This is a genomic window from Saccharothrix sp. HUAS TT1 (assembly GCF_040744945.1).
GTDB lineage: Bacteria > Actinomycetota > Actinomycetes > Mycobacteriales > Pseudonocardiaceae > Actinosynnema.
Map to the genome: position 1 here is coordinate 4,772,778 of NZ_CP160453.1, position 26,982 is coordinate 4,799,759.

General features: G+C 77.1%; 1 protein-coding gene (cut by a window edge). It reads left to right on the forward strand.

Annotated elements, in window-relative coordinates; genetic code table 11:
* A protein-coding gene (locus AB0F89_RS22515; protein ID WP_367127521.1) for a type I polyketide synthase crosses the window boundary here: on the forward strand, window positions 1-26,982 show its 5' portion. The gene runs 2,127 nt beyond the window's last position; 26,982 of the gene's 29,109 nt are visible here — the first part of the coding sequence; the start codon lies at window positions 1-3; its stop codon lies off the right edge, out of view.

The following is a 26,982-nucleotide window of genomic DNA, read 5'->3' on the forward strand; positions in this document are numbered from 1 at the left end:
ATGGAGAACGAGGAGAAGCTGCGGTACTTCCTCAAGCGGGTGACCGCGGACCTCCAGCAGACCCGGCAGCGGCTGCGGGAGGCCGAGGAGGGCACGCAGGAGCCGATCGCGATCGTCGGCATGTCCTGCCGGCTGCCCGGTGCGGACACGCCCGAGGAGCTGTGGGACCTGCTGGTCGAGGGGCGGGACGCGGTCAGCGGGTTCCCCACCGACCGCGGCTGGGACCTCGACGCGGTGTACGACGCGGACCCGGAGAGCCGGGGCACGTCCTACGTCGACCAGGGCGGCTTCCTGCGCGGCGCGGCCGAGTTCGACCCCGGGTTCTTCGGCATCTCGCCGCGCGAGGCCGTGGTGATGGACCCGCAGCAGCGCCTGCTGCTCCAGGTCAGCTGGGAGGCGCTGGAGCGGTCCCGGATCGACCCGACCGCGCTGCGCGGCAGCCGCACCGGCGTGTTCACCGGCGCGAACTACCAGGACTACAGCGAGTTCGTCGCCCGGCTGCCCACGGGCGCGGAGGACTTCCTGGCCACCGGGCTCGCGGCGAGCGTGCTGTCCGGCCGGGTCGCCTACGCGCTCGGGCTGGAGGGCCCGGCGCTGACCGTGGACACCGCGTGCTCGGCGTCCCTGGTGGCGATGCACCTGGCCGCGCACGCGCTGCGGCGCGGCGAGTGCGACCTGGCGCTGGCCGGTGGCGTGACCGTGATGGCGACGCCCGGGTTGTTCATCGGGTTCAGCCGCCAGCGCGGGCTGGCCCCGGACGGCCGCTGCCGGTCGTTCGCCGACGCGGCGAGCGGCACCGGCTGGGGCGAGGGCGCGGGCGTGCTGGTGCTGGAGAAGCTGTCGGACGCGCAGCGCAACGGGCACCCGGTGCTCGCCGTGCTGCGCGGGTCCGCGGTCAACTCCGACGGCGCGTCCAACGGCCTGACCGCGCCCAACGGGCCGTCCCAGGAGCGGGTGATCCGGGCGGCGCTCGACGCCGCCGGCCTGCGACCGTCCGATGTGGACGCCGTGGAGGCGCACGGCACCGCGACCGTGCTCGGCGACCCCATCGAGGCCGCCGCGCTGCTGGCCACCTACGGGCAGGACCGGGACGAGCCGCTGTGGCTGGGCTCGGTCAAGTCCAACCTCGGGCACACCCAGGCCGCCGCCGGTGTCGCGGGCGTGATCAAGGTGGTCCTGGCCCTCCGCAACGGCCTGCTGCCGCGCACCCTGCACGTCGACAAGCCCACCGGGGCCGTCGACTGGTCCGCGGGCGACGTCCGGCTGCTGACCGAGGCCGTGCCGTGGCCCGAGCGCGACCGGCCGCGACGGGCCGGTGTGTCGTCGTTCGGGATCAGCGGCACCAACGCGCACGTCGTGATCGAGCAGGCGCCCGAGCCGGAGCCCGTGGACGACGCGGGGGAGTGGCACGCGCCCGTCGTGCCGGTCGTGTTCTCCGCGCGGTCGGCCGAAGGGCTGCGGTCGCAGGCCGGTCGTCTGCTGTCCTTCGTGGACTCGCAGCGGCCGGAACTGCTCGACCTGGCCCGATCCGCCGCGACCACCCGGGCCGCGCTGCCGCACCGCGCCGCCATCGTCGCCGGTGAGGTGGACGAGCTGCGGGCCGCACTGGAGGCGCTGGCCTCCGGCGCGCCGACCACGGCCCGCACCGCTCAGGCCAAGCCGGGGCACTCGGCGTTCCTGTTCACCGGGCAGGGCGCGCAGCGGGCGGGGATGGGGCGCGAGCTGCGCGCGGCGTTCCCGGCGTTCGCGCGGGCGTGGGACGAGGTGTGCGCGGTCCTCGACCCGCTGCTGCCCGTGCCGCTGGACGAGGTGCCCGCCGACCGGGCGCACGACACCGCGTTCGCCCAGACCGGGCTGTTCGCGCTGGAAGTGGCCCTGTTCCGGCTGCTGGAGTCGTGGGGCCTGCGCCCGGACTACCTGATCGGCCACTCGGTCGGCGAGATCGCCGCCGCGCACGTGGGCGGCGTGCTGTCGCTGGCCGACGCCTGCGCGCTGGTCGCCGCGCGCGGTTCGCTGATGGGCGCGTTGCCGCCCGGTGGGGCGATGATCGCCGTCGAGGCGACCGAGGACGAGGTGTCGCCGCTGCTCACGGCCGGTGTGTCGATCGCCGCCGTGAACGGGCCGCGCTCGGTCGTCGTCTCCGGCGAGGAGGACGAGGCCGAGGCGGTGGCCGCCGCGTTCGCCGACCGCCGGACCACCCGCCTGCGCGTGTCGCACGCGTTCCACTCGCCGCGCATGGAGCCCGTGCTGGCCGAGTTCGAGCGCGTGGCACTCGGTCTGACCTACAACGCGCCCGCCGTGCCGATCGTCTCCACCGTCACCGGCCGCGTCACCGACCTCACCGACCCCGCTTACTGGGTGGGGCAGGTCCGCGCCACCGTGCGCTTCCACGACGGCCTGCGCTGGCTGGCCGAGCGCGACGTGACCAGGTTCCTGGAAGTCGGGCCGGACGCCGTGCTCAGCGCCCTGGTGGACGACGGCGTGCCCGCGCTGCGCCGCGACCGGCCCGAGGCGGCGTCCCTGCTCACCGCCCTGGTCGACCTGCACGGCCGCGGCTGGTCCCCGGACTGGGCGGCGGTGTTCGCGGGCTCCGGCGCGCGCGTGGTCGACCTGCCGACGCAGGCGTTCGAGCTGGAGCGCTACTGGATCGACGTGCCGCTGACCGGGCGCGGCGTCGGCGACCCGGGGCAGCTGGGCCTGTCCGCCGCCGACCACCCGCTGCTCGGCGCCACGATCAGCCTCGCCGACGGCGACGGCCTGCTGTTCACCGGCCACCTGTCCACCCGCACCGCGCCGTGGCTGGGCGACCACGTCGTCATGGGCTCGGTGCTGCTGCCCGGCACCGCGTTCCTCGACCTGGCCACCCGGGCGGGTGACGAGGTCGGCTGCGGCGTGGTCGAGGAGCTGACCGTCGAGGCACCGCTCGTGCTGCCCGCCGGCGAAGGCGTGCGGCTGCAGGTGACCGTCGGCGCGGCCGACGAGGCGGGTCGGCGGACGGTGTCCGTGCACTCGCGCGCGGAGGGCGACGCCGACCTGGCGTGGACCCGGCACGCGTCCGGCGTGCTGGCCCCCGGTGGCACGGCGGTGCTGGAGTCCCTGACCGCGTGGCCGCCCGCCGACGCCGAGCCGGTCGACCTGGCCGGTCACTACGCGCGGCTGGCCGAGGTCGGGTTCGGGTACGGGCCCGCGTTCCAGGGGCTGACGGCGGTATGGCGGCAGGGTTCGCGGGTGTACGCGGAGGTGCGGTTGCCGGAGGGGCAGGACGCCACCGCGTTCGGGCTGCACCCGGCGTTGCTGGACGCCGCGCTGCACGCGCTGGGCGTCGTCGGGTCCGGTTCGTCGGACGACGTGCGCGGTCGCGTCCCGTTCGCCTGGTCGGACGTCGCCCTGCACGCGGTGGGGGCGTCGGCGCTGCGCGTGCGGCTGGACCCGACGGGGCCGGAGTCGGTGTCGTTGGTGGTGGCCGACGAGACGGGCGCGCCGGTCGCGTCGGTCGGCGGGTTGGCGTTGCGGCCGGCGTCGGTGGCCGGTGTGCGCGCGGCCGGTCGGGGCAGGCACGAGTCGCTGTACGGCTTGGACTGGATCGCGACGCCCGCGCCGGAGGCCGGTGCGGTTCCCGATGTCGTGCGGCTGACCCGCCCGGGGGGTTCGGTCCCCGAGGCGACCCGGGCGGTCCTGGCGGAGGTGCTGGGCCACCTGCAAGCCCGCCTGTCCACCCCCGACCCCACGCCGCTGGTCTTCATCACCACGGGTGCTGTGGCGGTGTCGCCGGACGAGTCGCCCGACCCGGTCTCGGCCGCCGTCGGCGGCCTGGTGCGCGCGGCCCAAGCGGAACACCCGAACCGCTTCGGCCTCCTCGACCTCGCCCCGACCCCGACCGCTACCACCGCTATTCCGACTAGCACTGCTAGAAACCCTGCCACCGCTACCGAACCTGCCACCGCTACCGATCCTGCCGCCGCTACTCCACCTGCCGCCGACCCGGCCGACAGCGACGCCGCCCTGGCCGCCCGGTTCGTCGCACTCGGCGAGCCGCACGCTGCCGTTCGGGGCGATGAGTGGTTCGTGCCGCGGCTGGTCCGCCTTCCGGTGGCCGAGGACGCCGTGGTCCCCGACTTCTCCACCGGCGCCGTCGTGATCACCGGCGGCACGTCCGGCCTCGGGGCGCTCCTCGCCCGCCACCTCGTGACCGAGCACGGCGCACAGGACCTGCTGCTCCTCAGCCGCCGCGGCCCCGAAGCCCCCGGCGCCCTCGACCTCGCCGAAGAACTCGGCGCACAGGTCATCGCCTGCGACGTCGCCGACCCCGCCGCGCTGACCGCCACGCTGACCACCGCCCTCGGCGACCGCCCGCTGTCCGCCGTCATCCACGCGGCCGGCGTGCTGGACGACGCCACCGTCGAATCCCTCACCCCCGAGCGCTTCGAAGCCGTGCTGCGCGCCAAGGTCGACGCGGCCTGGGCCCTGCACGAAGCCGCGCCGACCACCCCGCTGCTGCTGTTCTCCTCCATCGCCGGCCTGTTCGGCGCGTCCGGCCAGGGCAACTACGCCGCCGCGAACAGCGCCCTCGACGCCCTCGCCGAACACCGCCGCGCCCACGGCGCGCCCGCGCTGTCCCTGGCCTGGGGCACGTGGTCGGAAGCGGGCGGCATGACGGCGGGGCTCACCGCGGCCGACGTCGAACGCCTCACCCGCACCGGCCTGCCCCCGCTGACCGCCCGGCACGGCCTCGACCTGTTCGACGGCGCCCTGCGCACCGACCGCGCCGTCACCGCCGCCGTCCGGCTCGACCTGGACACGCTCGCCGGCGTCGACCCGGTCCCGCCGGTCCTGCGCAAGCTCGTGCGACCGAACCGCCGCCAGGTCCGCGCCAACCGCTCCGGCGACTCGGCACTGGCCCACCGCCTCGCCGGCCGCCCGCCCGCCGAGCGCGGCCGGATCATCACCGACCTGGTGCGCGCGCACGTCGCCGCCGTCCTCGGGTACGCCGCACCCGGCCGCATCGGCGCGGACCAGGCGTTCACCGACCTCGGCTTCGACTCGCTGACCGCCGTCGAGCTGCGCAACGCCCTCACCGCCGACACCGGCCTGCGGCTGCCCGCCACCCTCGTCTTCGACCACCCGACGGTCGACGCCCTCGCCGCGTTCCTCTCCGCCGAGCTGACCGGCGCCGACGACACCCCGGCCGACGTCGCCCCCGCGCTCAAGGCGACGGACGACGACCCGGTCGTCATCGTCGGCATGAGCTGCCGCTACCCCGGCGGGATCACCTCGCCCGACGACCTGTGGGACCTCGTCGCGAACGGCGGCGACGGCGTCACCGGGTTCCCCGACAACCGGAACTGGGACCTGGCCTCGCTCTACGACCCGGACCCCGACCGGCTCGGCACCAGCTACACCCGCGAAGGCGGCTTCCTGCACGACGCGGGCGCGTTCGACCCGGACTTCTTCGGCATCTCGCCCCGCGAGGCGCTGGCGATGGACCCGCAGCAGCGGCTGCTGCTGGAGGTGTCGTGGGAGGCCGCGGAACGGGCGGGCATCGACCCGCAGTCGTTGCGCGGCAGCCAGACCGGCGTCTTCGCGGGTCTCATGTACTACGACTACGCGGCCGGGAACGTCGAGTTCCCGCCGGACGTCGAGGGCTACCTGGGCACCGGCAACGCGGGCAGCGTGCTGTCCGGCCGGGTCGCCTACACGATGGGCCTGGTCGGCCCGGCCGTCACGGTGGACACCGCCTGCTCGTCGTCGCTGGTGGCACTGCACCTGGCGGCACGGGCGCTGCGCGCGGGCGAGTGCGACCTGGCGCTGGCCGGCGGCGTGACGGTGATGTCGACCCCCGGCACGTTCGTCGAGTTCTCCCGGCAGCGCGGGCTCGCCGCCGACGGCCGCTGCAAGTCGTTCTCCGACAGCGCGGACGGCGTGGGCTGGGCCGAGGGCGTCGGCGTGCTGGTGCTGGAACGCCTCTCCGACGCGCGCCGCAACGGTCACACCGTGCTCGCCGTCGTGAAGGGCAGCGCGGTCAACCAGGACGGCGCCTCCAACGGCCTGACCGCGCCGAACGGCCCGTCGCAGCAGCGCGTGATCCGGCAGGCGCTGGCGGACGCCGGGCTGCGACCGTCCGAAGTGGACGCGGTCGAGGCGCACGGCACCGGCACGACGCTCGGCGACCCGATCGAGGCGCAGGCCCTGCTGGCGACCTACGGCCAGGACCGCGACCGCCCGCTGCTGCTCGGCTCGGTCAAGTCCAACATCGGCCACACCCAGGCCGCCGCCGGGGTGGCGGGCGTGATCAAGGTCGTGCAGGCGATGCGCCACGGCGTCCTGCCGCGCACCCTGCACGTCACCGAGCCGTCCACGCACGTCGACTGGTCCGCGGGCGACGTCGCGCTGCTCACCGAGTCGGTGACGTGGCCGGAGACCGGCGCGCCGCGCCGCGCGGGCGTCTCCTCCTTCGGCATCAGCGGCACGAACGCGCACGTGGTGCTGGAACAGGTCCCGGCCGCGGAGCCCGCTCCCGGCGCGCCCGCCGAAGGGCTCGTGCCGCTCACCCTGTCGGCGCGCACGCCGGCCGCCCTGCGCGCGCAGGCCGCGAACCTGCTGCCGGTGCGGGCGGACCTGGCCGACCTCGGGTTCTCCCTGGCCGCGACCAGGGCGTCGTTCGAGCACCGCGCCGTGGTGCTGGCGTCCGACGCCGACCAGGCCCGAGTCGCCCTGCTCGCCCTCGCCGAGGGGGACTCGCACCCGGACGTGGTCACCGGCGCTGCCTCCGGTCACGGCCTGACCGGTTTCCTGTTCGCGGGCCAGGGCGCGCAGCGCCCGGGCATGGGCCTCGGGCTGGCCGCCCGGTTCCCGGTGTTCGCCGAGGCGCTGGACGAGGTCGCCGCCGTCGTCGACCCGCTGCTGGGACGTCCGCTGCGCGAGGTGTTGGCGGCGGGCGAGTCCGACACGGCGGCGGTCCAACCCGCGTTGTTCGCGGTCGAGGTGGCGTTGTTCCGCCTGCTGAAGTCCTGGGGCGTCCGACCGGACTTCCTCATCGGCCACTCGGTGGGCGAGTTCGCGGCGGCCCACGTGTCCGGCGTGCTCAGCCTGGAGGACGCCTGCCGCCTGGTGGTGGCCAGGGGCCGGCTGATGGCGGCGCTGCCCGGAGGCGGCGCGATGGTGGCCGTGCAGGCGTCCGAGGACGAGGTCCGGCCCCACCTGAACGACGACGTCGCGCTGGCGGCCGTGAACGGCCCGCGCGCGGTGGTGCTGTCCGGCGCGGAGCCCGCGGTGCTGGCCGTCGCCTCGGAGTTGGCCGAACGCGGCTACCGGACCCGCGCGCTGTCGGTGTCGCACGCCTTCCACTCGCCCCTGATGACGCCGGTGCTGGACGAGTTCCGGCAGGCGTTCGACGGCGTGTCGTTCGGCACGCCCTCGATCCCGGTGGTCTCGACGGTGACCGGCGCGGTGACCGACCTGGCGAATGCCGAGTACTGGGTGCGGCAGGCCGTCGAGCCGGTGCGGTTCGCCGACGCGGTGCGGGCGCTGGCCGACGAGGGCGTGACCGCGTTCGTCGAGGTCGGGCCGGACGGGTCGCTGTCGGGCCTCGCCGAGGGCAGCGCGGGCGACGGGCTCGTGGTGCCGGTGCTGCGCCGCGACCGGGACGAGGAGCACGCGGCCGTCGCCGCGCTGGCCCGCCTGCACGTCCACGGCGTGCCCGTCGACCGCGCCGCGCCGCACGCCGCCGGTCGGCGGGTCGACCTGCCGACGTACCCGTTCCAGCACGCCTGGTTCTGGCCCGGTCCGGCCCGGCGCACCGGCTCGCCGACCGCGATCGGCCTGACCGAGGCCGGCCACCCGCTGCTCGACGGCGCCACCGACCTGCCCGACACCGACGGGCACCTGTTCACCACCAGGCTGTCCCGGCAGACCCACCAGTGGCTGACCGAGCACGTCGTGGCCGGTGTGGTGCCCGTGCCCGGCACCGCCCTGCTCGACCTCGCGCTGCACGCGGGCGCGCGCACGGGCTGCCCGACCGTGGCCGAGCTGACCCTCGAAGCGCCGCTCGTGCTGCCCGAGCAGGACGGCGTGCAGGTGCACGTCGTCGTCGGCGCGCCCGGCGCCGGCGGCGCCCGGCCGATCGGCGTGTACGGGCGCGTCGAGTCGGGCGACCAGCCGTGGGTCCGGCACGCGACCGGCCTGCTCGACGCCCGCCGCGCCGCGCCCGCCGACCGGTGGCCGACCGGTGGCGAGGACGTCCCGGTCGACGGCGCCTACGAGCGGTTCGCCGCCGACGGCTTCGACTACGGGCCGCTGTTCCAGGGCTTGCGCGCGGTGCGGCGGCACGGTGACGAGGTGGTCGCGGAGGTCGGCTTCACCGGCGACCCGGCCGGGTTCGGCGTGCACCCCGCGCTCCTGGACGCCTGCCTGCACGCGGCCGGCCTGGTCGGCTCCGGGGGGCTGCCGTTCTCCTGGTCCGGCGTCACCCTGCACGCCACCGGCGCGACCGCGCTGCGCGTCCGCATCACGCCCGTCGGCCCGTCGGCGGTAAGTCTGTCCATTGTGGACGTTGATGGCCGCCCGGTGCTGGACGTCGAACGGCTCGTGCTGCGCCCCGTCCCGGCCGACCTGGGCGCGACCCGGACCCCGCTGCACGCGGTCGACTGGACCGAGGTGCCCGCCGACGCCGACGCCGACGCGACCGTGCTGCACGTGGCGTCCGAACCGGGCGAGGACCCGGTGACCGCCACCCACCGCCTCACCGCCGAGGTGCTGGCCGCCCTGCGCGACTGGCCGGCCGAAGGCCCCCGGCTCGCGGTCGTCACGCGTGGCGCGGTGTCCACCGGCCCGGACGACCCGGTCACCGATCTGGCCGCCGCCGCCGTGTGGGGCCTGGTGCGCAGCGCCCAGTCCGAGCAGCCCGACCGGTTCCTGCTGGTCGACGGCGACGACGTGGCGCACGCCGCAGAACCCCAGGTCGCCGTGCGCGCCGGCCGCGTCCTCGCGCCGCGGCTGGCGCGGGTGCCCGCGACCGGACCCGCCGAGTGGAGCGGTCGCGTGCTGATCACCGGCGGCACCGGCGGGTTGGGCGCCGTCGTCGCCCGGCACCTCGTCACCGCGCACGGCGTGCGCGACATCGTGCTGGTGGGCAGGCGCGGACCGGACGCGCCCGGCGCCGCCGAGCTGGTGGCCGACCTGGGCGGCGCGGCGACCGCGGTGGCGTGCGACGTGACCGACCGCGCCGACCTGGCCCGAGTGCTGGCCGTGCACCGGCCGGACGTGGTCGTGCACGCGGCCGGTGTGCTCGCGGACGGCGTGCTCGCCTCCCTCACGCCCGACGACCTGGCGGCCGTGCTGCGCCCGAAGGTGGACGCGGCGTGGCACCTGCACGAGCTGCTGCCCGACAAGCCCCTGGTGCTGTTCTCCTCGGCGGGCGGCGTGTTCGGCGCGGCCGGTCAGGCGAACTACGCGGCGGCCAACGCGTTCCTCGACGCCCTCCCGTCCGCCCACCCCGGCGCGGTGTCGCTGGCCTGGGGCGCGTGGGCGCTGCCGGCCGGCATGGCGGGCGCGCTGGACGAGGCCGACCTGACCAGGATGGCCCGCGCCGGGCTGCCCGCGCTGACCACCGACGAGGGCCTGGCGCTGCTGGACGCCTCGCTCGCCGCCGGTCGCGGCGCCGTCGTCCCGGTGCGGCTGGACCCGGCCGCGGTGCGCGCGTCGGGCGTCGTGCCGCCGCTGCTGCGCGGCCTGGTGCGCACCGGTCGGGCCACCGCCGGCGGCGCGGTGGACCTCGCGCGCCGCCTCGCCGGCCTCACGCCCGCCGAACGCGTGGAGGCCGTCAGCGACCTCGTGCGCGCGCAGGCGGCGCTCGTCCTCGGCCACGCGGGCGCGGAGCTGATCGACCCGACCCGCGCGTTCAGCGACCTGGGCTTCGACTCGCTCACCGCGCTCGACCTGCGCAACCGCCTCGGCGCGGTCACCGGCCTGCGGCTGGCCGGCACGCTCGTGTTCGACTACCCGACCGCCGGCGCGCTGGCCGGGCACCTGCTGGACGAACTGCTCGGCGCGGACGTCCCGGCGGACGCGGTCCCGACCGCGCGGGCGGCGGGCGACGACCCCACCAGGACCGATCCGATCGTGATCGTCGGCATGGCGTGCCGCTACCCGGGCGGCGTGCGGTCGCCGGAGGACCTGTGGCGGCTGGTGGCCGACGGCGTGGACGCGGTCAGCGGGTTCCCCACCGACCGGGGCTGGGACCTCGACGCCCTCGCCGGTGACGGCGCGGGCGCCTCGACCACCCAGCGCGGCGGGTTCCTGCACGACGCCGCCGAGTTCGACCCGGCGTTCTTCGGCATGTCCCCGCGCGAGGCGCTGGCGACCGACGCGCAGCAGCGGCTGCTGCTGGAGACGTCGTGGGAGGCCGTGGAGCGGGCGGGCATCGACCCGGTCTCGCTGCGCGGCAGCCGGACCGGCGTGTTCGCGGGCGTCATGTACAACGACTACCTGGCCGCGCTGAGCGGCGCGGACGGCGACTTCGAGGGCATGGCCGGCAACGGCAGCTCCGGCAGCATCGCCACCGGCCGGGTCGCCTACACGATGGGGCTGGTCGGACCGGCCGTCACGGTGGACACCGCGTGCTCGTCGTCGCTGGTGGCGCTGCACCTGGCCGCGCAGGCGCTGTGGACGGGGGAGTGCGACCTGGCGCTGGCCGGCGGCGTGACGGTGATGTCGACGCCCGGCACGTTCGTGGAGTTCTCCCGCCAGCAGGGCCTCGCGCCCGACGGCCGGTGCAAGTCGTTCTCCGACAGCGCGGACGGCGTGGGCTGGGGCGAGGGCGTCGGCGTCGTGCTGCTGGAACGGCTGTCGGACGCCCGCCGCAACGGGCACGAGGTGCTGGCGGTCGTCAAGGGCAGCGCGGTCAACCAGGACGGCGCGTCCAACGGCCTCACCGCGCCCAACGGCCCGTCGCAGCAGCGGGTCATCCGCGCCGCGCTGGCCAAGGCGGGCCTGCGACCGTCCGATGTGGACTTCGTGGAGGCGCACGGCACCGGCACCACCCTGGGCGACCCGATCGAGGCGCAGGCCGTCATCGCGACCTACGGCCAGGACCGGGACGAGCCGCTGCTGCTCGGCTCGGTCAAGTCGAACATCGGCCACGCGCAGGCGGCGGCCGGTGTCGCCGGGATCATCAAGGTGGTCGAGGCGATGCGGCACGGCGTCGTGCCGCGCACCCTGCACCTGGACGCGCCGTCGTCGCACGTCGACTGGTCGGCGGGTGCGGTGCGACCGGCGGCGACCGCCGTCGACTGGCCGGAGACCGGCCGGGCGCGCCGGGCGGGCGTGTCGTCGTTCGGCATCAGCGGCACCAACGCGCACGTCGTGCTGGAGCAGCCGGAACCCCCGGCGCCGCGCCCGGTCCGCGAGGGCGGGCGGTCGGCGCTGTGGGTGCTGTCGGCGGTGACGCCGGAGGCGGTGCGCGAGCAGGCGGCCCGGTTGGCGGACCACCTGGCCGCCCGGCCGGGGTCGGACCCGGTGGACGTGGGCTGGTCGCTGGCCACCACGCGCAGCCGGTTCGAGCACCGCGCGGCCGTGTGGGGACCGGACGGGCTGGCCGCGCTGGTTTCCGGCGACGTGCCGGTCACGTCCGTGCGCGGGACGTCCAAGGTCGCCTTCCTGTTCGCCGGCCAGGGTTCGCAGCGGCCGGGCATGGGCCTGGAGCTGGCGGCCGGGTTCCCGGTGTTCGCCGAGGCGTTGGACGGGATCGCCGCCGTCGTCGACCCGCTGCTGGGCCGTCCGCTGCGCGAGGTGTTGGCGGCGGGCGAGTCCGACACGGCGGTGGTCCAGCCGGCCCTCTTCGCGGTCGAGGTGGCGTTGTTCCGGCTGCTGGAGTCGTGGGGCGTCCGCCCGGACTTCCTCGTCGGTCACTCGGTGGGCGAGTTCGCGGCGGCCCACGTGTCGGGCGTGCTGGGCCTTGAGGACGCGTGCCGGCTGGTGGTGGCGCGCGGGAACCTGATGCGGGCGCTGCCCGAGGGCGGCGCGATGGTCGCCGTCGAAGCGTCCGAGGACGAGGTTTCGCCCTACCTGGACGACGTCGTTGCGTTGGCGGCGGTGAACGGTCCGCGCGCGGTGGTGCTGTCCGGTGAGGAGTCGGCGGTGCTGGCCGCCGCGTCGGAGTTGGCCGAGCAGGGCCACCGGACGCGCAGGCTGTCGGTGTCGCACGCCTTCCACTCACCCCTGATGGAGCCGGTGCTGGAGGAGTTCCGGGCGGCGTTCGACGGGGTGTCGTTCGGCGTGCCGTCGATCCCGGTGGTCTCGACGGTGACCGGTGCGGTGGCGGACCTGGGCGACCCGGGCTACTGGGTGGACCAGGTCACCGCGCCGGTGCGGTTCGCCGACGCGGTCCGGACGGTCGTCGGGGAGGGCGGCACGACCCTCGTGGAACTCGGGCCGGACACCGCGCTGGTCAACGCGGCCCTCCTCACGGCCGCCGACGCCGGCGCGGAGGGCGTGGCGCTGCTGCGCCGCGACCGGGACGAGGTGGAGACCACCCGGGCCGCGCTGGCCCGGCTGGTGGCGCGCGGCGTCGAGCCCGACTGGCGGGCGCTGCTGCCCGACGGCCGCGCGGTGCCGCTGCCGACGTACGCGTTCGCCCGTCAGCGCTTCTGGCCGCGACGGGGAAGCGGAGCGGTCCGGGACGTGTCCGCCGCCGGGTTGCGCGCCACCGGGCACCCGCTGGTCGGCGCGGTGCTCGACCTGCCGGACGGCGGTGGCGCGGTGCTCACCGGCCGGTTCTCGCTGCGCTCGCAGCCGTGGCTGGCCGACCACGCGGTGGGCGGCGCGGTGCTGCTGCCCGGCGCGGCGTTCGTGGACCTCGCGCTGCGGGCCGGCGCGGAGGTCGGGTGCGACCGGGTCGCCGAGCTGGTCGTGGAAGCGCCGCTGGCGCTGCCCGAGGACACCGCCGTGCAGCTGCGCGTCGTCGTGGACGCCGACCACGCCGTCACCGTCCACGCCCGACCGGAGGACGACGAGACCTGGACCCGGCACGCGTCCGGCCGGCTCGCCGAAGCGGGAGCCGCCACCCCCTGGACCGACCCGGGCGGCGAGCCGCTGCCCGTGGCCGACCTCTACGACCGGCTGGCCGCCGGCGGCTTCTCGTACGGCCCCGCGTTCCGCGCGCTGACCGCCGCCCGGCGCACCGCCTCCGGCGTCGCCGTCGAACTCGACCCGGCCGCCACCGACGCGCCGGACGCCGGGTTCCGCGTCCACCCCGCGCTGCTGGACGGCGCCCTGCACGCGGTGCCGCTGCTCGGGCTGCCCGGCCTCGCCGGACTGCCGTTCACCTGGACCGACGTGACCCTGCACGCCCCGGGGGCCGTGGCCGCCCACGCGGTGGTCGAGCCGGTCGGGCCGGACGCGGTGTCGGTGCGGCTGGCCGACGCCGACGGCGAGCCGGTGCTGACCGTCGCCGGGCTGGTGCTGCGAGCCGCGACCGCGCAGGCGGGCGGGGACCTGCTGGAGACCCGTTGGCGGCCGGTGCGCGCGGTGCCGCCGACCGGCCACCACGCCGTCATCGGAACCTCCTACGCGAGCGTCGACGAGCTGTGGGCGGCGCTCGGCGCGGGTGACGAGGTCCCGCCGACCGTCTTCTACCCGCTCCCGGCGGTCGACGGCGACGTGCCGCGGCAGGTGCGGGCGCTCGTCGCCGACGTGCTCGCCCTGCTCCAGGACTGGCAGGCGGACCCGGCGGTCGCGCACTCCCGCCTGGTCGTGGTGACCCGCGCGGGCGAACCGGCCCACGCCGCCGTCCGCGGGCTCGTGCGCGCGGCCGGGTCCGAGGCGCCCGGCCGGTTCGGGCTCGTGGACACCGACGGCTCGGCGGACCTCCCGTCCCTCCCCGACGAACCCGAGGTCGCCGTCCGCGACGGCCGGGTCCTGGCGCCCCGCCTGGCCCGCGCCACGGCCGGCGCGACGAGCACCGACCTCGGCGACACCGTCCTCGTCACCGGCGCGTCCGGCGCGCTCGGCGGCGTCATCGCCGGGCACCTGGTGGCCGCGCACGGCGTCCGCCGGCTGGTCCTGGCCTCCCGCACCGGTCGGCCGGTCGAGGTCGACGGCGCCGACGTGGTGACCGTCGCGTGCGACGTCGCCGACCGCGACGCCCTGGCCGCGCTGCTCGCCGAGCACCCGGTCACCGCCGTGGTCCATGCGGCCGGCGTGCTGGACGACGGCGTGCTCGACGCGCTCACGCCCGAGCGGTTCGACACCGTCCTGCGCCCCAAGGTCGACGCGGCCCAGCACCTGCACGAGCTGACCGACGTCCCGCTCATCCTGTTCTCCTCGGCCGCGGGCGTGCTCGGCGCGGCGGGCCAGGCCAACTACGCCGCCGCGAACGCCTTCCTCGACGGGCTCGCCGAGCACCGCCGGGCGAGCGGCCTGCCCGCCGTGTCCCTGGCCTGGGGCGCGTGGACCGGCGGCATGGCGGGCGAGCTGGACGACGCCGCCCGCGCCCGGATGGCCCGCTCCGGCCTGCCGCCGCTGACCGTCGAGCAGGGGCTCCGGCTGTTCGACACCGCGCTCACGGCCGACCGCGCCGCCCTGCTCCCGCTGCGCCTGGACACCGCCGCGCTGCGCGCCCTGGACGACGTGCCGCCGCTGCTGCGCGACCTCGTGCCCGCCCGCCGCGCCACGCCCCGCCGCGCGAACCCCACCACGCGCCTGGGCCGCGACCTGGCCGGACGCCCGCCCGCCGAGCAGGACCGGGTCCTGCTGGCCGCCGTGTCGTCGGCCGCCGCGCAGGTGCTCGGGCACGCCGACGCCGCCGCCGTGCCCGCCGACCGCACGTTCCAGGAGCTCGGGTTCGACTCGCTGACCGCGATCGACCTGCGCAACCGGCTGGACGCGGCGACCGGCCTGACCCTGCCGCCCACCCTGGTGTTCGACCACCCGACGCCGCTCGCGCTCGCCGCGCACCTGCGCGCCGAGCTGGTGGCCGCGCCCGCGCCCGTCCGGGAGGCCCCGCGCGCCGCCGCGCTGTCCGACGACCCCGTCGTGATCGTCGGCATGGGCTGCCGCTACCCGGGCGGCATCACCACGCCCGAGCAGCTGTGGGACCTCGTGGCCCGCGGCGGCGACGGCATCGGCGACTTCCCGGTCGACCGGGGCTGGGACGTCGACGCCCTGCACGACCCGGACCGCGTCCGCCCCGGCACGTCGGTGACCCGCGAGGGCGGGTTCCTGACCGGCGCGGCCGAGTTCGACCCGGCGTTCTTCGGCATGTCCCCGCGCGAAGCCCTCGGCACGGACCCGCAGCAGCGGTTGCTGCTGGAGGTGTCGTGGGAGGCCGTGGAGCGGGCGGGCATCGACCCGGTCTCGTTGCGCGGCAGCCGGACCGGCGTGTTCGCGGGCGTGATGTACAACGACTACGGCCTGCTCGCCCAGGCCGCCGCCGTCGACTCCGACACCCGGGGCAACGGCAGCTCCGGCAGCGTCGCCACCGGCCGCGTCGCCTACGCGATGGGCTTGGAGGGCCCGGCCGTCACGGTCGACACGGCCTGCTCGTCGTCCCTGGTCGCGCTGCACTGGGCGGCGCAGGCGCTGCGCTCGGGCGAGTGCGACCTGGCGCTGGCGGGCGGCGTCACGGTGATGGCCACGCCGACGCCGTTCGTGGAGTTCTCCCGCCAGGGCGGGCTCGCGCCGGACGGCCGCTGCAAGGCGTTCTCCGACGCCGCCGACGGCACCGGCTGGTCCGAGGGCGCGGGCGTGCTGCTGCTCGAACGCCTCTCCGACGCCCGCCGCAACGGCCACGACGTGCTGGCCGTGGTGAAGGGCAGCGCGGTCAACTCCGACGGCGCGTCCAACGGGCTGACCGCGCCCAACGGGCCGTCGCAGCAACGCGTGATCCGGCAGGCCCTGGACGTCGCCGGCCTGACGTCGTCCGAGGTGGACGTGGTCGAGGCGCACGGCACCGGCACGACGCTCGGCGACCCGATCGAGGCCCAGGCGCTGCTGGCCACCTACGGCCAGGACCGCGACGAGCCGCTGCTGCTCGGCTCGATCAAGTCGAACATCGGCCACACCCAGGCCGCCGCCGGCGTCGCCGGGATCATCAAGGTGGTCGAGGCGATGCGGCACGGCGTCGTCCCGCGCACCCTGCACGTCACCGAGCCGTCGTCGCACGTGGACTGGACGGCGGGCGCGGTGGACCTGGTCGTGGCCGACCGGGCGTGGCCCGCGGTCGACCGGCCGCGCCGGGCCGCGGTGTCGTCGTTCGGCATCAGCGGCACGAACGCGCACGTGATCATCGAGCAGCCGGCCCCGACGCCGGTCCCGGCGCCGACGACGTCGGCGCGGGGGCCGTTCGCGCTCGCCGTGTCCGCGCGGGACCGGGACGGCGCGCAGGCCCAGGCCGCGCGCCTGGCCGACCACCTGCGGGGCGCCGGCGACGACCTCGCCGACATCGCGTTCTCCCTGGCCACCACGCGAGCGGCGCTGGAGCACCGGGTCGTCGTGGTCGCCGCCGACCGGACCGAGGCCGCCGACCGGCTGGCCGCGTTCGCCGGCGGGGACGCGTCCGGGGTCGTGGAGGGCGAACCCCGTCGCGGCGGGCTCGCGTTCGCGTTCGCCGGGCAGGGCTCGCAGCGCGCCCGGATGGGCCTCGGGCTGGACCGGCACCCGGCGTTCGCCGCCGCGCTGGACGAGGTGGCGGCCGTGCTCGACGCCGAGTCGGGCTGGTCGCTGCGCGAGGTGCTGCGGGACGGCGACCTGGACCGGACCGGGTTCGCGCAGCCCGCGTTGTTCGCGGTCGAGGTGGCCCTGTTCCGGCTGCTCGAATCCTGGGGGGTCCAGCCGGACGTGCTGGTCGGGCACTCGGTGGGCGAGATCGCCGCCGCGCACGTGGCGGGTGTGTTCTCGCTGGCCGACGCTTGCCGCCTGGTGGTGGCGCGGGCGAACCTGATGCAGGCGCTGCCCGACGGCGGCGCGATGGTGGCCGTGGCGGCGTCCGAAGAGGTCGTCGTGCCGCTGCTGGTCGACGGCGTCTCGATCGCCGCCGTCAACGGCCCCGCGTCGCTGGTGATCTCCGGACCGGAGGCCGCCGTGCTCGCCGTCGCCGCCCGGTTGGACGACCGGGCCAAGCGGCTGCGGGTCAGCCACGCGTTCCACTCGGCGTTGATGGACCCGGTGCTGGACGACTTCCGCCGCGTCCTGGACGGGATCGCGTTCGAAGCACCCCGCATCGCCTACGAGCCGACCGCGAACGGGCAGTGGGACTCACCGGAGTACTGGGTCCGGCAGGTCCGCGACACCGTCCGGTTCGCCGACGCGGTGACCGCCCTGGTGGAGCGCGGCGTCTCGACCGTGCTGGAGGTCGGGCCGGGCACCGCCCTGTCCGCCGCCGTGCGCGGCGCCGCCGACGTCGTGGCCGTCCCGCTGCTGCGCGGCGACGACGAGCCGACCGCCGTCGTCACCGCCCTGGGTCGGCTGCACACCGCCGGCGCGCCCGTCGACCTGACCGCGCCGACCCCCGGCGGGCGCCGGGTCGCCCTGCCGACGACGGCGTTCCGCCGCCGCCGGTTCTGGCCGGTCGTCACCGGCGCCGGGCTGGACCTGGCCGCGGCGGGCGTCGAACCGACCGGTCACGCGCTGCTCGCCGCGTCCGTCGGCCTGGCCGACACCGGTGGCCACGTGTTCACCGCCCGCCTGTCCCTGGCCTCGCACCCGTGGCTGGCCGAGCACCGGATGGGCGGCTTGGCCGTGCTGCCGGGGTCGGTGTTCGTCGAACTCGCGGTCCGCGCGGGTGACGCGGTGGGCTTGAGCGGTGTCCGGGAGCTGATGCTCCTGGCGCCGCTGGTCGTGCCCGAGTCCGGTGGCGTCGTCGTGCAGGTGCGCGTCGAGGACGGGGGCGCCCTCGCCATCCACTCGCGGGGCGAGGACGGGGCCGACTGGTCCCTGCACGCCACCGGTGTGCTCACCGCGCCCGCTCCCGCGCCCGTCGAGGACGTGGAGTGGCCGCCGGTCGGCGCGGAGGAGCTGTCGGTGGCGGACTTCCACGCCGACGTCACGCGCGGCGCGGGCGGGCACTACGGCCCGCTGTTCCGCGGCCTGCGGTCGCTGTGGCGGCGGGGTGGCGAGGTGTTCGCCGAGGCCGCCCTGCCCGGCGACGCGCGCACCGCCGACGGCTTCGGCCTGCACCCCGCGCTGCTGGACGCCGTGGTGCAGACCCTCAGCGCCTCCTCGATGGGCGGCGACGAGGGCCGGCTGCCGTTCGCGTGGGCCGACCTGCGCCTGCACGCCTCGGGCGCCACGTCGGTGCGCGCCCGGATCACCCCGACCGGCCCGGACAGCGCCTCGATCACCGTGGTCGACCCGACCGGCGCGCCGGTGCTGACCGTGGGCCGCCTGACCGTGCGCAGCCTCGCCGACGTGATCACGCCGGACGTCTCCGGGCTGATGCGCGTCGAGTGGCAGCCGGTCGACCTCGGCACCCCCACCCCCACCGCCGCCACCGTCGGCGACACCGTCCAGGTGCCCGGCGCGACCCGCTACCCCGACCTCGCCGCGGTCCTCGCGGCCGGCGCGCCCGACGTGACGGTCCTGCCGATCACCCCGGCCGGGGAGGACCCGGCCGCCGCCGCCCGCCAAGCCGCCACGACCGCCCTCGCCGCCGTGCGCGCCTGGCTCGCCGAAGCGCCACGCGGCGCGCGGCTGGCCCTCGTCACGCGAGGGACCGGTCCGGCCGAAGCCGCGGTGTGGGGCCTGGTGCGGTCCGCCCAGACCGAAGCGCCCGACCGGCTCGCCCTGGTCGACCTCGACGGGCCCGCCGACCTCCTCCCCGCCGCCGTCGCCACCGGGGAACCGCAGCTCGCGCTGCGCGACGGCGTCCCGACCGCCGCCCGCCTGGTCCGCGCCGACACCCCGGGCGAACCCCTGGACCTGGGCGACACCGTCCTCGTCACCGGCGGCACGGGCGGGCTCGGGCTGGTCCTGGCCCGCCACCTCGTCACCGCCCGCGGCGTCCGCCACCTGGTCCTCACCGGACGTCGGGGCGCGGACGCGCCGGGCGTCGCCGAAGCCGTCGCCGAGCTGACCGGCGCGGGCGCGCGCGTCACGGTGGCCGCCTGCGACGTGGCCGACCGCGACGCGCTGGCCGCCGTCCTGGCGGACGTGCCCGACCTGACGGGCGCGGTGCACGCGGCCGGTGTCCTCGACGACGGCGTGATCGCCGCGCAGACCCCCGAACGGCTGGCCACCGCGATGCGGCCCAAGGCCGACGGCGCGTGGCGCCTGCACGAGCTGCTGCCCGACGTCCCGCTGGTGCTGTTCTCCTCGCTCGCCGGCGTGCTCGGCGCGGCCGGGCAGGCGAACTACGCCGCCGGCAACGCCTTCGTGGACGCCCTGGCCGCGCACCGCCGCGCCGGGGGCGGGGCCGCCGTGTCGATCGCCTGGGGCGCCTGGGCGCTGCCGGCCGGCATGGCGGGCGGCATGTCGGCCGCCGACCGGCAGCGGCTGGCGCGCGCCGGGATGCCGCCGATGACCCCGGAGCGCGGCCTGGCCTGGTTCGACGCGGCCCTGGCCGCCGCCGAACCGGCCGTGGTGGCGCAGGAGTTCGCCGTGCGCACGCTGCGCACCCTGCCGACCGTGCCGCCGCTGCTGCGCGCCCTCGCCCCCGCGGTGACCCGCCGCACGGCCGCCGCGCACGCCGACCGCGCCGAGTTCACCGGCCTGACCGGCCCGGACCTGGTCGCGGCGCTACTGGAGGCGGTGCGGGGGCACGTCGCCGCCGTCCTCGGGCACCCCGGCACGACCGTCGGCGCGGACCGCGCGTTCCGCGACCTCGGGTTCGACTCGCTGACCGGCGTGGAGCTGCGCAACCGGCTCGACGCGGCCACCGGGCTGACCCTGCCCTCGACGCTGGTCTTCGACCACCCGACGCCGCGCGCGCTGGCCGAGCACCTGGCGGCCGAGATCGGCGGCGGCGCCCCCGTCCTGCTCGACGCGACGCCGAGGACCGCCGAGCAGGCGGACGACCCCGTCGTCATCGTGGGCATGGGCTGCCGCTACCCGGGCGGCGTGCGCTCGCCCGAGGACCTGTGGCGACTGGTCTCCGACGGGGTGGACGCGATCACCGGCTTCCCGGCCGACCGCGGCTGGGACGTCCCCGAGCTGCGCGACCCGGACGAGCCGGAGTTCGTCCGGGCGGGCGGCTTCCTGCGCGACGCGGCCGACTTCGACGCCGGTTTCTTCGGCATCGCGCCCCGCGAGGCGCTGGCCATGGACCCCCAGCAGCGCCTGCTGCTGGAGACCACGTGGGAGTCGCTGGAGGCCGCCGGGATCGACCCGGTCGGGCTGCGCGGCGGCGACGTCGGCGTGTTCGTCGGCGCGGGCGGCCAGGACTACGCGGGCGTGCTGCTGCACTCCGGCATCGACGTGGCCGCGCACCTCAACACCGGCAACGCGGGCAGCGTGCTGTCCGGCCGGCTGTCCTACACCCTCGGGCTCGTCGGACCGGCCGTCACGGTCGACACGGCGTGCTCGTCGTCGCTGGTCGCGCTGCACCTGGCCGCGCAGGCGCTGCGGTCGGGGGAGTGCGACCTGGCGCTGGCCGGCGGCGTCACGGTGATGTCGACGCCGCTGGAGTTCGTCACGTTCTCCCGGCAGGGCGGGCTGGCCCCGGACGGGCGCTGCAAGGCGTTCTCGGCCGACGCCGACGGCACCGCGTGGGCCGAGGGCGTGGGCGTGCTGGTGCTCGAACGGCTGTCCGACGCCCGTCGCAACGGGCACGAGGTGCTGGCGGTCGTCAAGGGCAGCGCGGTCAACCAGGACGGCGCGTCCAACGGCCTGACCGCGCCCAACGGCCCGTCACAGCAACGCGTCATCCGCGCCGCCCTGGCCAACGCCGGTCTGACGCCGTCCGACGTGGACGTGGTCGAGGCGCACGGCACCGGCACCCCGCTCGGCGACCCGATCGAGGCGCAGGCGCTGCTGGCCACCTACGGCCGCGACCGGGAGCGACCGCTGCTGCTCGGCTCGGTCAAGTCCAACATCGGCCACGCCCAGGCGGCGGCCGGTGTCGCCGGGATCATCAAGGTGGTCGAGGCGATGCGGCACGGCGTCGTGCCGCGCACCCTGCACGTCACCGAGCCCACCGGCGAGGTCGACTGGTCCGCCGGCGCGGTCGAGCTGGCTGCGCGGAACGTGCCGTGGCCGGACGCGGGTCGCGTGCGGCGGGCCGCCGTGTCGTCGTTCGGCATCAGCGGCACCAACGCGCACACCGTGCTGGAACAGGCCCCGCCCGCGGAGGCCCCCGCGCTGCCCGACCTCGAAGCGCCGGTCGACGGCGTGGCGCCGTGGGTGCTGTCCGGCCGCACGGAGGCCGCGCTGCGCGCCCAGGCCGCCCGGCTGGCCGCCCACCTGGACGACCACGACCCGGCGGCGGTCGGCGCGGCCCTGCTCCGCCGCACCCGGTTCGACCACCGGGCCGTCGTGCTCGGCGACGACCGGGCGGGCGCGCTGGCCGCGCTGGCCCGCGGCGAGCTGCACCCCGGCCTGGTGGTCGGGACGGCCGCCGACCGCGGCCCGGTCGCGTTCGTGTTCCCCGGTCAGGGCGGGCAGTGGGTCGGCATGGCCCGCGAGCTGGTCGCCGGGTCGCCCGAGTTCGCCGACCGGATGCACGAGGTCGACGCGGCGCTGTCCGCGCTCGTGCCGTGGTCGCTGTTCGACGTGCTGGGCGACGCCGACGCGCTGGAGCGGGTCGACGTGGTGCAGCCCGCGCTGTTCGCGGTGATGGTGTCGCTCGCGCACACCTGGCGCGCGCTGGGCGTGGAGCCGACGGGTGTCATCGGGCACTCGCAGGGCGAGATCGCGGCGGCCTGCGTGGCGGGCGCGCTGTCCCTGGAGGACGCGGTCCGCGTCGTCGTGCTGCGCAGCCGGGCCATCGCCGAGGTGCTGGAGGGCCGCGGCGGCATGGCGTCGGTCGCGCTGTCGCGGGCCGAGGTGGAGCCGCTGCTGGAGCGCTTCGCCGGGCGCGCGGTCGTCGCGGCGGTCAACGGCCCGCGCGCCGTCGTGCTGTCCGGCGACGTGGACGCGCTGGACGAGCTGGTCGCCTCACTGGTCGCGCGGGACGTGCGGGCGCGCCGCATCCCCGTCGGCTACGCCTCGCACTGGGCCGGGGTGGACGCGGTCGAGGAGCGCGTGCTGGCCGACCTCGCCGCCGTCGAGCCCGCGTCGGTGACCACGGGCTTCTACTCGGGGCTGCGCGGCGCGGCGGTCGACACGGCCGACCTCGACGCCGGCTACTGGTTCCGCAGCCTGCGGGAGCGGGTCGACTTCGCGGGCGCGGCGCGGGCCGCGGCCGACGCGGGCGCGGACGTGTTCGTGGAGGTCGGGCCGCACCCGGTGCTGTCGATGAGCGTCCGGGACGTCGTCGGCGACGACGCCGTGGTGGTCGGTTCGCTGCGCCGCGGCGAGGGTGACGCCGACCGGTTGCTGCGCTCGGTCGCCGAGGCGTGGGTGGCGGGCGTCCCGGTGCGCTGGGAGGCGTTGTGCGAGGGCGTCGCGCCCGCCGCGCTGCCGACCTACGCGTTCCAGCACGAGCGGTTCTGGCCGCCGCTGCCCGAGCCGACCGCCCCGAAGGCCGACGACGGCTTCCTGGCGGGCCTCGACCCGGAGATGTCCGTCGGTGACGCGCTGGCGCTGCTGGCGCGGTCCGGCGCGGCGGGCGACGACTGGCTGTACCGGGTCGCCTGGCGGCCCGTCCCGCGGGTCGACGCCCCGCCGCTGTCCGGCGACTGGCTGGTGCTGGTCCCCGCCGACGACCCCGACCCGGGGTGGACGGCGCGCGTCGCCCCCGCCGGCACGGTCGTCGCGCTGGACACCGCCGCACCCGACCGCGCCGGGTACGCCACCGCGCTCCCGGCCGGGCCCTACGCGGGCGTGCTGTCGCTGCTCGGCGCGGACGAACGCCCCTACCGCACCGGCGCCGCCCGCGGTCTCACGGCCACGCTCGCGCTCGTCCAGGCGCTCGGCGACGCCGGGATCACCGCGCCGCTGTGGTGCGCGACCCGCGCCGCCCACGCCGTCACCGCCGCCGAACCGGCCGGGCGCCCCGACCAGGCCGCCGTGTGGGGCCTCGGCCGGGTCGTCGCGCTGGAGCACCCCGAGCGCTGGGGCGGCCTGCTCGACCTGCCCGCCGACGCCGCCGACCTCGACCACCGGGCGCTGGCCGCCGTCCTCGACGGCTCGTACGGCGAGGACCAGGTGGCGTTGCGCCGCACCGGCGCGCACGGCCGCCGCTTCGAGCACGCGCCGCCGGTGCGGGCCGCCGAGCGGACCGAACCGCCCGCCACCGCCCTGGTCACCGGCGGCACGGGCGCCCTGGGCGCGCACGTCGCCCGCTGGCTGGCGGGGGAGGGCGCGCGGCACCTGGTGCTCACCAGCCGCCGCGGCCCCGACGCGCCCGGCGCGGAGGAGCTGCGGGCCGACCTGGAAGCCCTGGGCGCGCGCGTCACGATCGCCGCGTGCGACGTGTCCGACCGCGACCAGCTCGCCGCCGTGCTCGACGCGATCGGCGACGACTGCCCGCTGACCGACGTCGTGCACACCGCCGCCGCCCTGGACGACGCCATGGTCGACGCGCTCACCCCCGAGCGGGTGGACGAAGTGCTGGCCGTCAAGGCGCTGGGCGCGTGGCACCTGCACGAGCTGACCCGCGACCGCGACCTCGTGTCGTTCGTGCTGTTCGCGTCCATCGCGGGCGTGTTCGGCGTGCCCGGCCAGGGCAACTACGCGCCCGGCAACGCCTACCTCGACGCCCTCGCCGAGCACCGCGCCGCCCTCGGGCTGCCCGCGCTGTCCGTGGCGTGGGGTCCGTGGGGCGAGGGCGGCATGGCCGAGGGCGAGGTGGGCCGCACCGCCCGCCGGCACGGGTTCGTGGAGATGGACCCGGACGTCGCGGTCGTCGCGCTGCGCACCGCGATGGCGGGTCCGCGGCCGGCGCTCGCCGTCGCCGACGTCGAGTGGGAGCGCTTCGGCGTCGCGTTCACCGCGAGCAGGCCGAGCCCGTTCGTGGCCGACCTGCCCGAGGTGCGGGCCCTGGCCGAACGCGCCGCGCCCGCCGCCGACGCCGGGTTCGCCGCCGCGCTGGCCGCCCTGCCCGTCGCCGACCGCGTGCCCGCCGCGGTGGACCTGGTCCGCGACCGGGTGGCGGCGACGCTGGGCTTCGGCTCGGCGGCCGACGTCCAGCCGCGCGTCCCGTTCCGCGACCTGGGCGCCGACTCGGTGACCGCGCTGGAGCTGCGCAACCTGCTCAACGCGGCCACCGGCCTGCGGCTGCCCACGACCGTGGTGTTCGACTACGCGACCCCCCAGGCCCTGGCCGAGCACGTCGTCGCCCAGTTGACCGGGTCCGGAGTGGACGCGGAGGAGGCCCTGGTCGCCGCCGCCGACGGCGAGCCGATCGCCATCGTCGGCATGGCCTGCCGGTTCCCCGGCGGCGTGGCGAACCCCGCCCAGCTGTGGGACCTGCTGGCCGCCGGGGGCGACGCGATCACCGGCCCGCCGGCCGACCGCGGCTGGAAAGTCGAGGGAATTGCCTACTCCCAGCTTGACGACACTGGTCGGGTGTACGCGCTGGCTGGTGGTTTCGTGCGGGAGGCGGCCGAGTTCGACCCGGCCTTCTTCGGCATCTCGCCGCGCGAGGCGCTGGCCATGGACCCGCAGCAGCGCCTGCTGCTGGAGACCTCCTGGGAGGCGTTCGAGGACGCCGGGATCGTGCCGGAGACCCTGCGCGGCACCAGGACCGGCGTGTTCGCCGGCACCAACGGGCAGGACTACGCCACGCTGCTGCGGGACGCGGACGCCGACCTCGGCGGGCACGTGGGCGTCGGCAACAACGCCAGCGTCCTGTCCGGCCGGGTGGCCTACGCGTTCGGCCTGGAGGGACCGGCCGTCACGGTCGACACGGCGTGCTCGTCGGCGCTGGTCGCCATGCACATGGCGGTCCGGTCGCTGCGGTCCGGCGAGTCGACGCTGGCGCTGGCCGGCGGCGTGACGGTGATGGCGACCCCCGGCGTGTTCGGCGAGTTCGCCCGGCAGGGCGGGCTGGCGCCGGACGGGCGCTGCAAGGCGTTCTCCGCCGACGCCGACGGCGCGACGTTCTCCGACGGCGCGGGCACGGTGGTCCTGGAGCGGTTGTCCGACGCGCAGCGCAACGGCCACCGCGTGCTGGCCGTGATCCGCGGGTCCGCGGTGAACTCCGACGGCGCGTCCAACGGCCTGACCGCGCCCAACGGCCGGTCCCAGCAGCGGGTGATCCGGGCGGCCCTGGCCGACGCCGGGCTCCGGCCGTCCGACGTGGACGCGGTGGAGGCGCACGGCACCGGCACGTCGCTGGGCGACCCGATCGAGGCGGGCGCGCTGCTCGCCGCCTACGGGCAGGACCGCGACCGGCCGCTGCTGGTCGGCTCGGTCAAGTCCAACCTCGGCCACACCCAGGCCGCCGCCGGTGCCGCGGGCGTGCTGAAGGTGGTGCTGGCGCTGCGGCACGGCCTGCTGCCGCGCACCCTGCACGTGACCGAGCCGTCGCCGCACGTCGACTGGTCGAGCGGCGCGGTGGAGGTGCTGACCTCGGAACGGCCGTGGCCCGCGGGCGCGCGGCCCCGCCGGGCGGGCGTGTCGTCGTTCGGCATCAGCGGCACCAACGCGCACCTCATCGTGGAGCAGGCCCCCGAGGTCGAGCCGGTGGCGCGGGACGAGCGGGTCCGGCCCGTGCTGCTGCCGCTGTCGGCGACGACCCCGGCCGCCCTGCGCGACCAGGCCGCCCGCCTGCTCACCCGGCTGACCGGCGACGTGGACCCGGTGGACGCCGGGTTCGCGCTGGCCACCGCGCGCACCGCGTTCGACCACCGGGCCGTGGTGCACGGCGCCGACTGGGCGGCCGGGCTGCGGTCGCTGGCGGCCGGCGAGCCGTCCGCGTCGGTCGTGGAGGGCGTGGCCCGGGAGCACGGCGGCACGGCCTTCCTGTTCACCGGACAGGGCGCGCAGCGCGTCGGCATGGGCGTCGGCCTGCGGGCCGGGTTCCCGGTGTTCGCCGCCGCGTGGGACGAGGTGCGGTCGGCGCTGGACCCGCACCTGTCCCGGCCGCTGGACGAGGTCGTCGGCTCGGACCTGGTGCACCGCACCGAGTTCACCCAACCCGCGCTGTTCGCGTTCGAGGTGGCGCTGTTCCGGCTGGCCGAGTCGCTGGGCCTGCGGCCGGAGGCGCTGGTCGGCCACTCCGTGGGCGAGATCGCGGCGGCGCACGTCGCCGGGGTGCTCTCGCTGGCCGACGCCTGCCGGCTGGTCGCGGCGCGCGGCCGGTTGATGCAGGAGCTGCCCGGGGGCGGCGCGATGGTCGCGATCCGGGCGGCGGAGGCCGACGTGCTGCCGCTGCTCGGCGAGGGCGTGTCGATCGCCGCCGTCAACGGGCCGTCCGCCGTGGTCGTCTCCGGTGACGAGGCCGCCGTCGACGCGGTGGCGTCGCGGTTCGAGCGGACCAAGCGGCTCGTGGTGTCGCACGCGTTCCACTCGCACCGGATGGACCCGGTGCTGGCGGAGTTCCGGTCGGTGCTCGCCGACCTCGCGTTCACCGCGCCCGCGGTGCCGATCGTGCCCACCGCGCCGAGCGAGCACGGCATCGACACCCCGGACTACTGGGTCGACCAGGTGCGGATGCCGGTCCGGTTCGCCGACGCCCTCGGGCGGGTGCGGGCGGCCACCCTGGTCGAGGTCGGACCGGACGGGGTGCTCGGCGCCCTGGCCGCCGATGTCGTGGCCGACCGCGTGGTCGTCGCCCTGACCAGGGCCGACCGGCCGGAACCCGACGCGCTGGCCGCCGCCGTGGCGCGCCTGCACGTCTCGGGCGCGGCGGTGGGGTGGACGGGGTGGTTCGGCACGCGGTCCACGCACGTCGACCTGCCCACCTACGCGTTCCAGCGGCGGCGCTTCTGGCCCGAACCGGCGGCTGCCGCA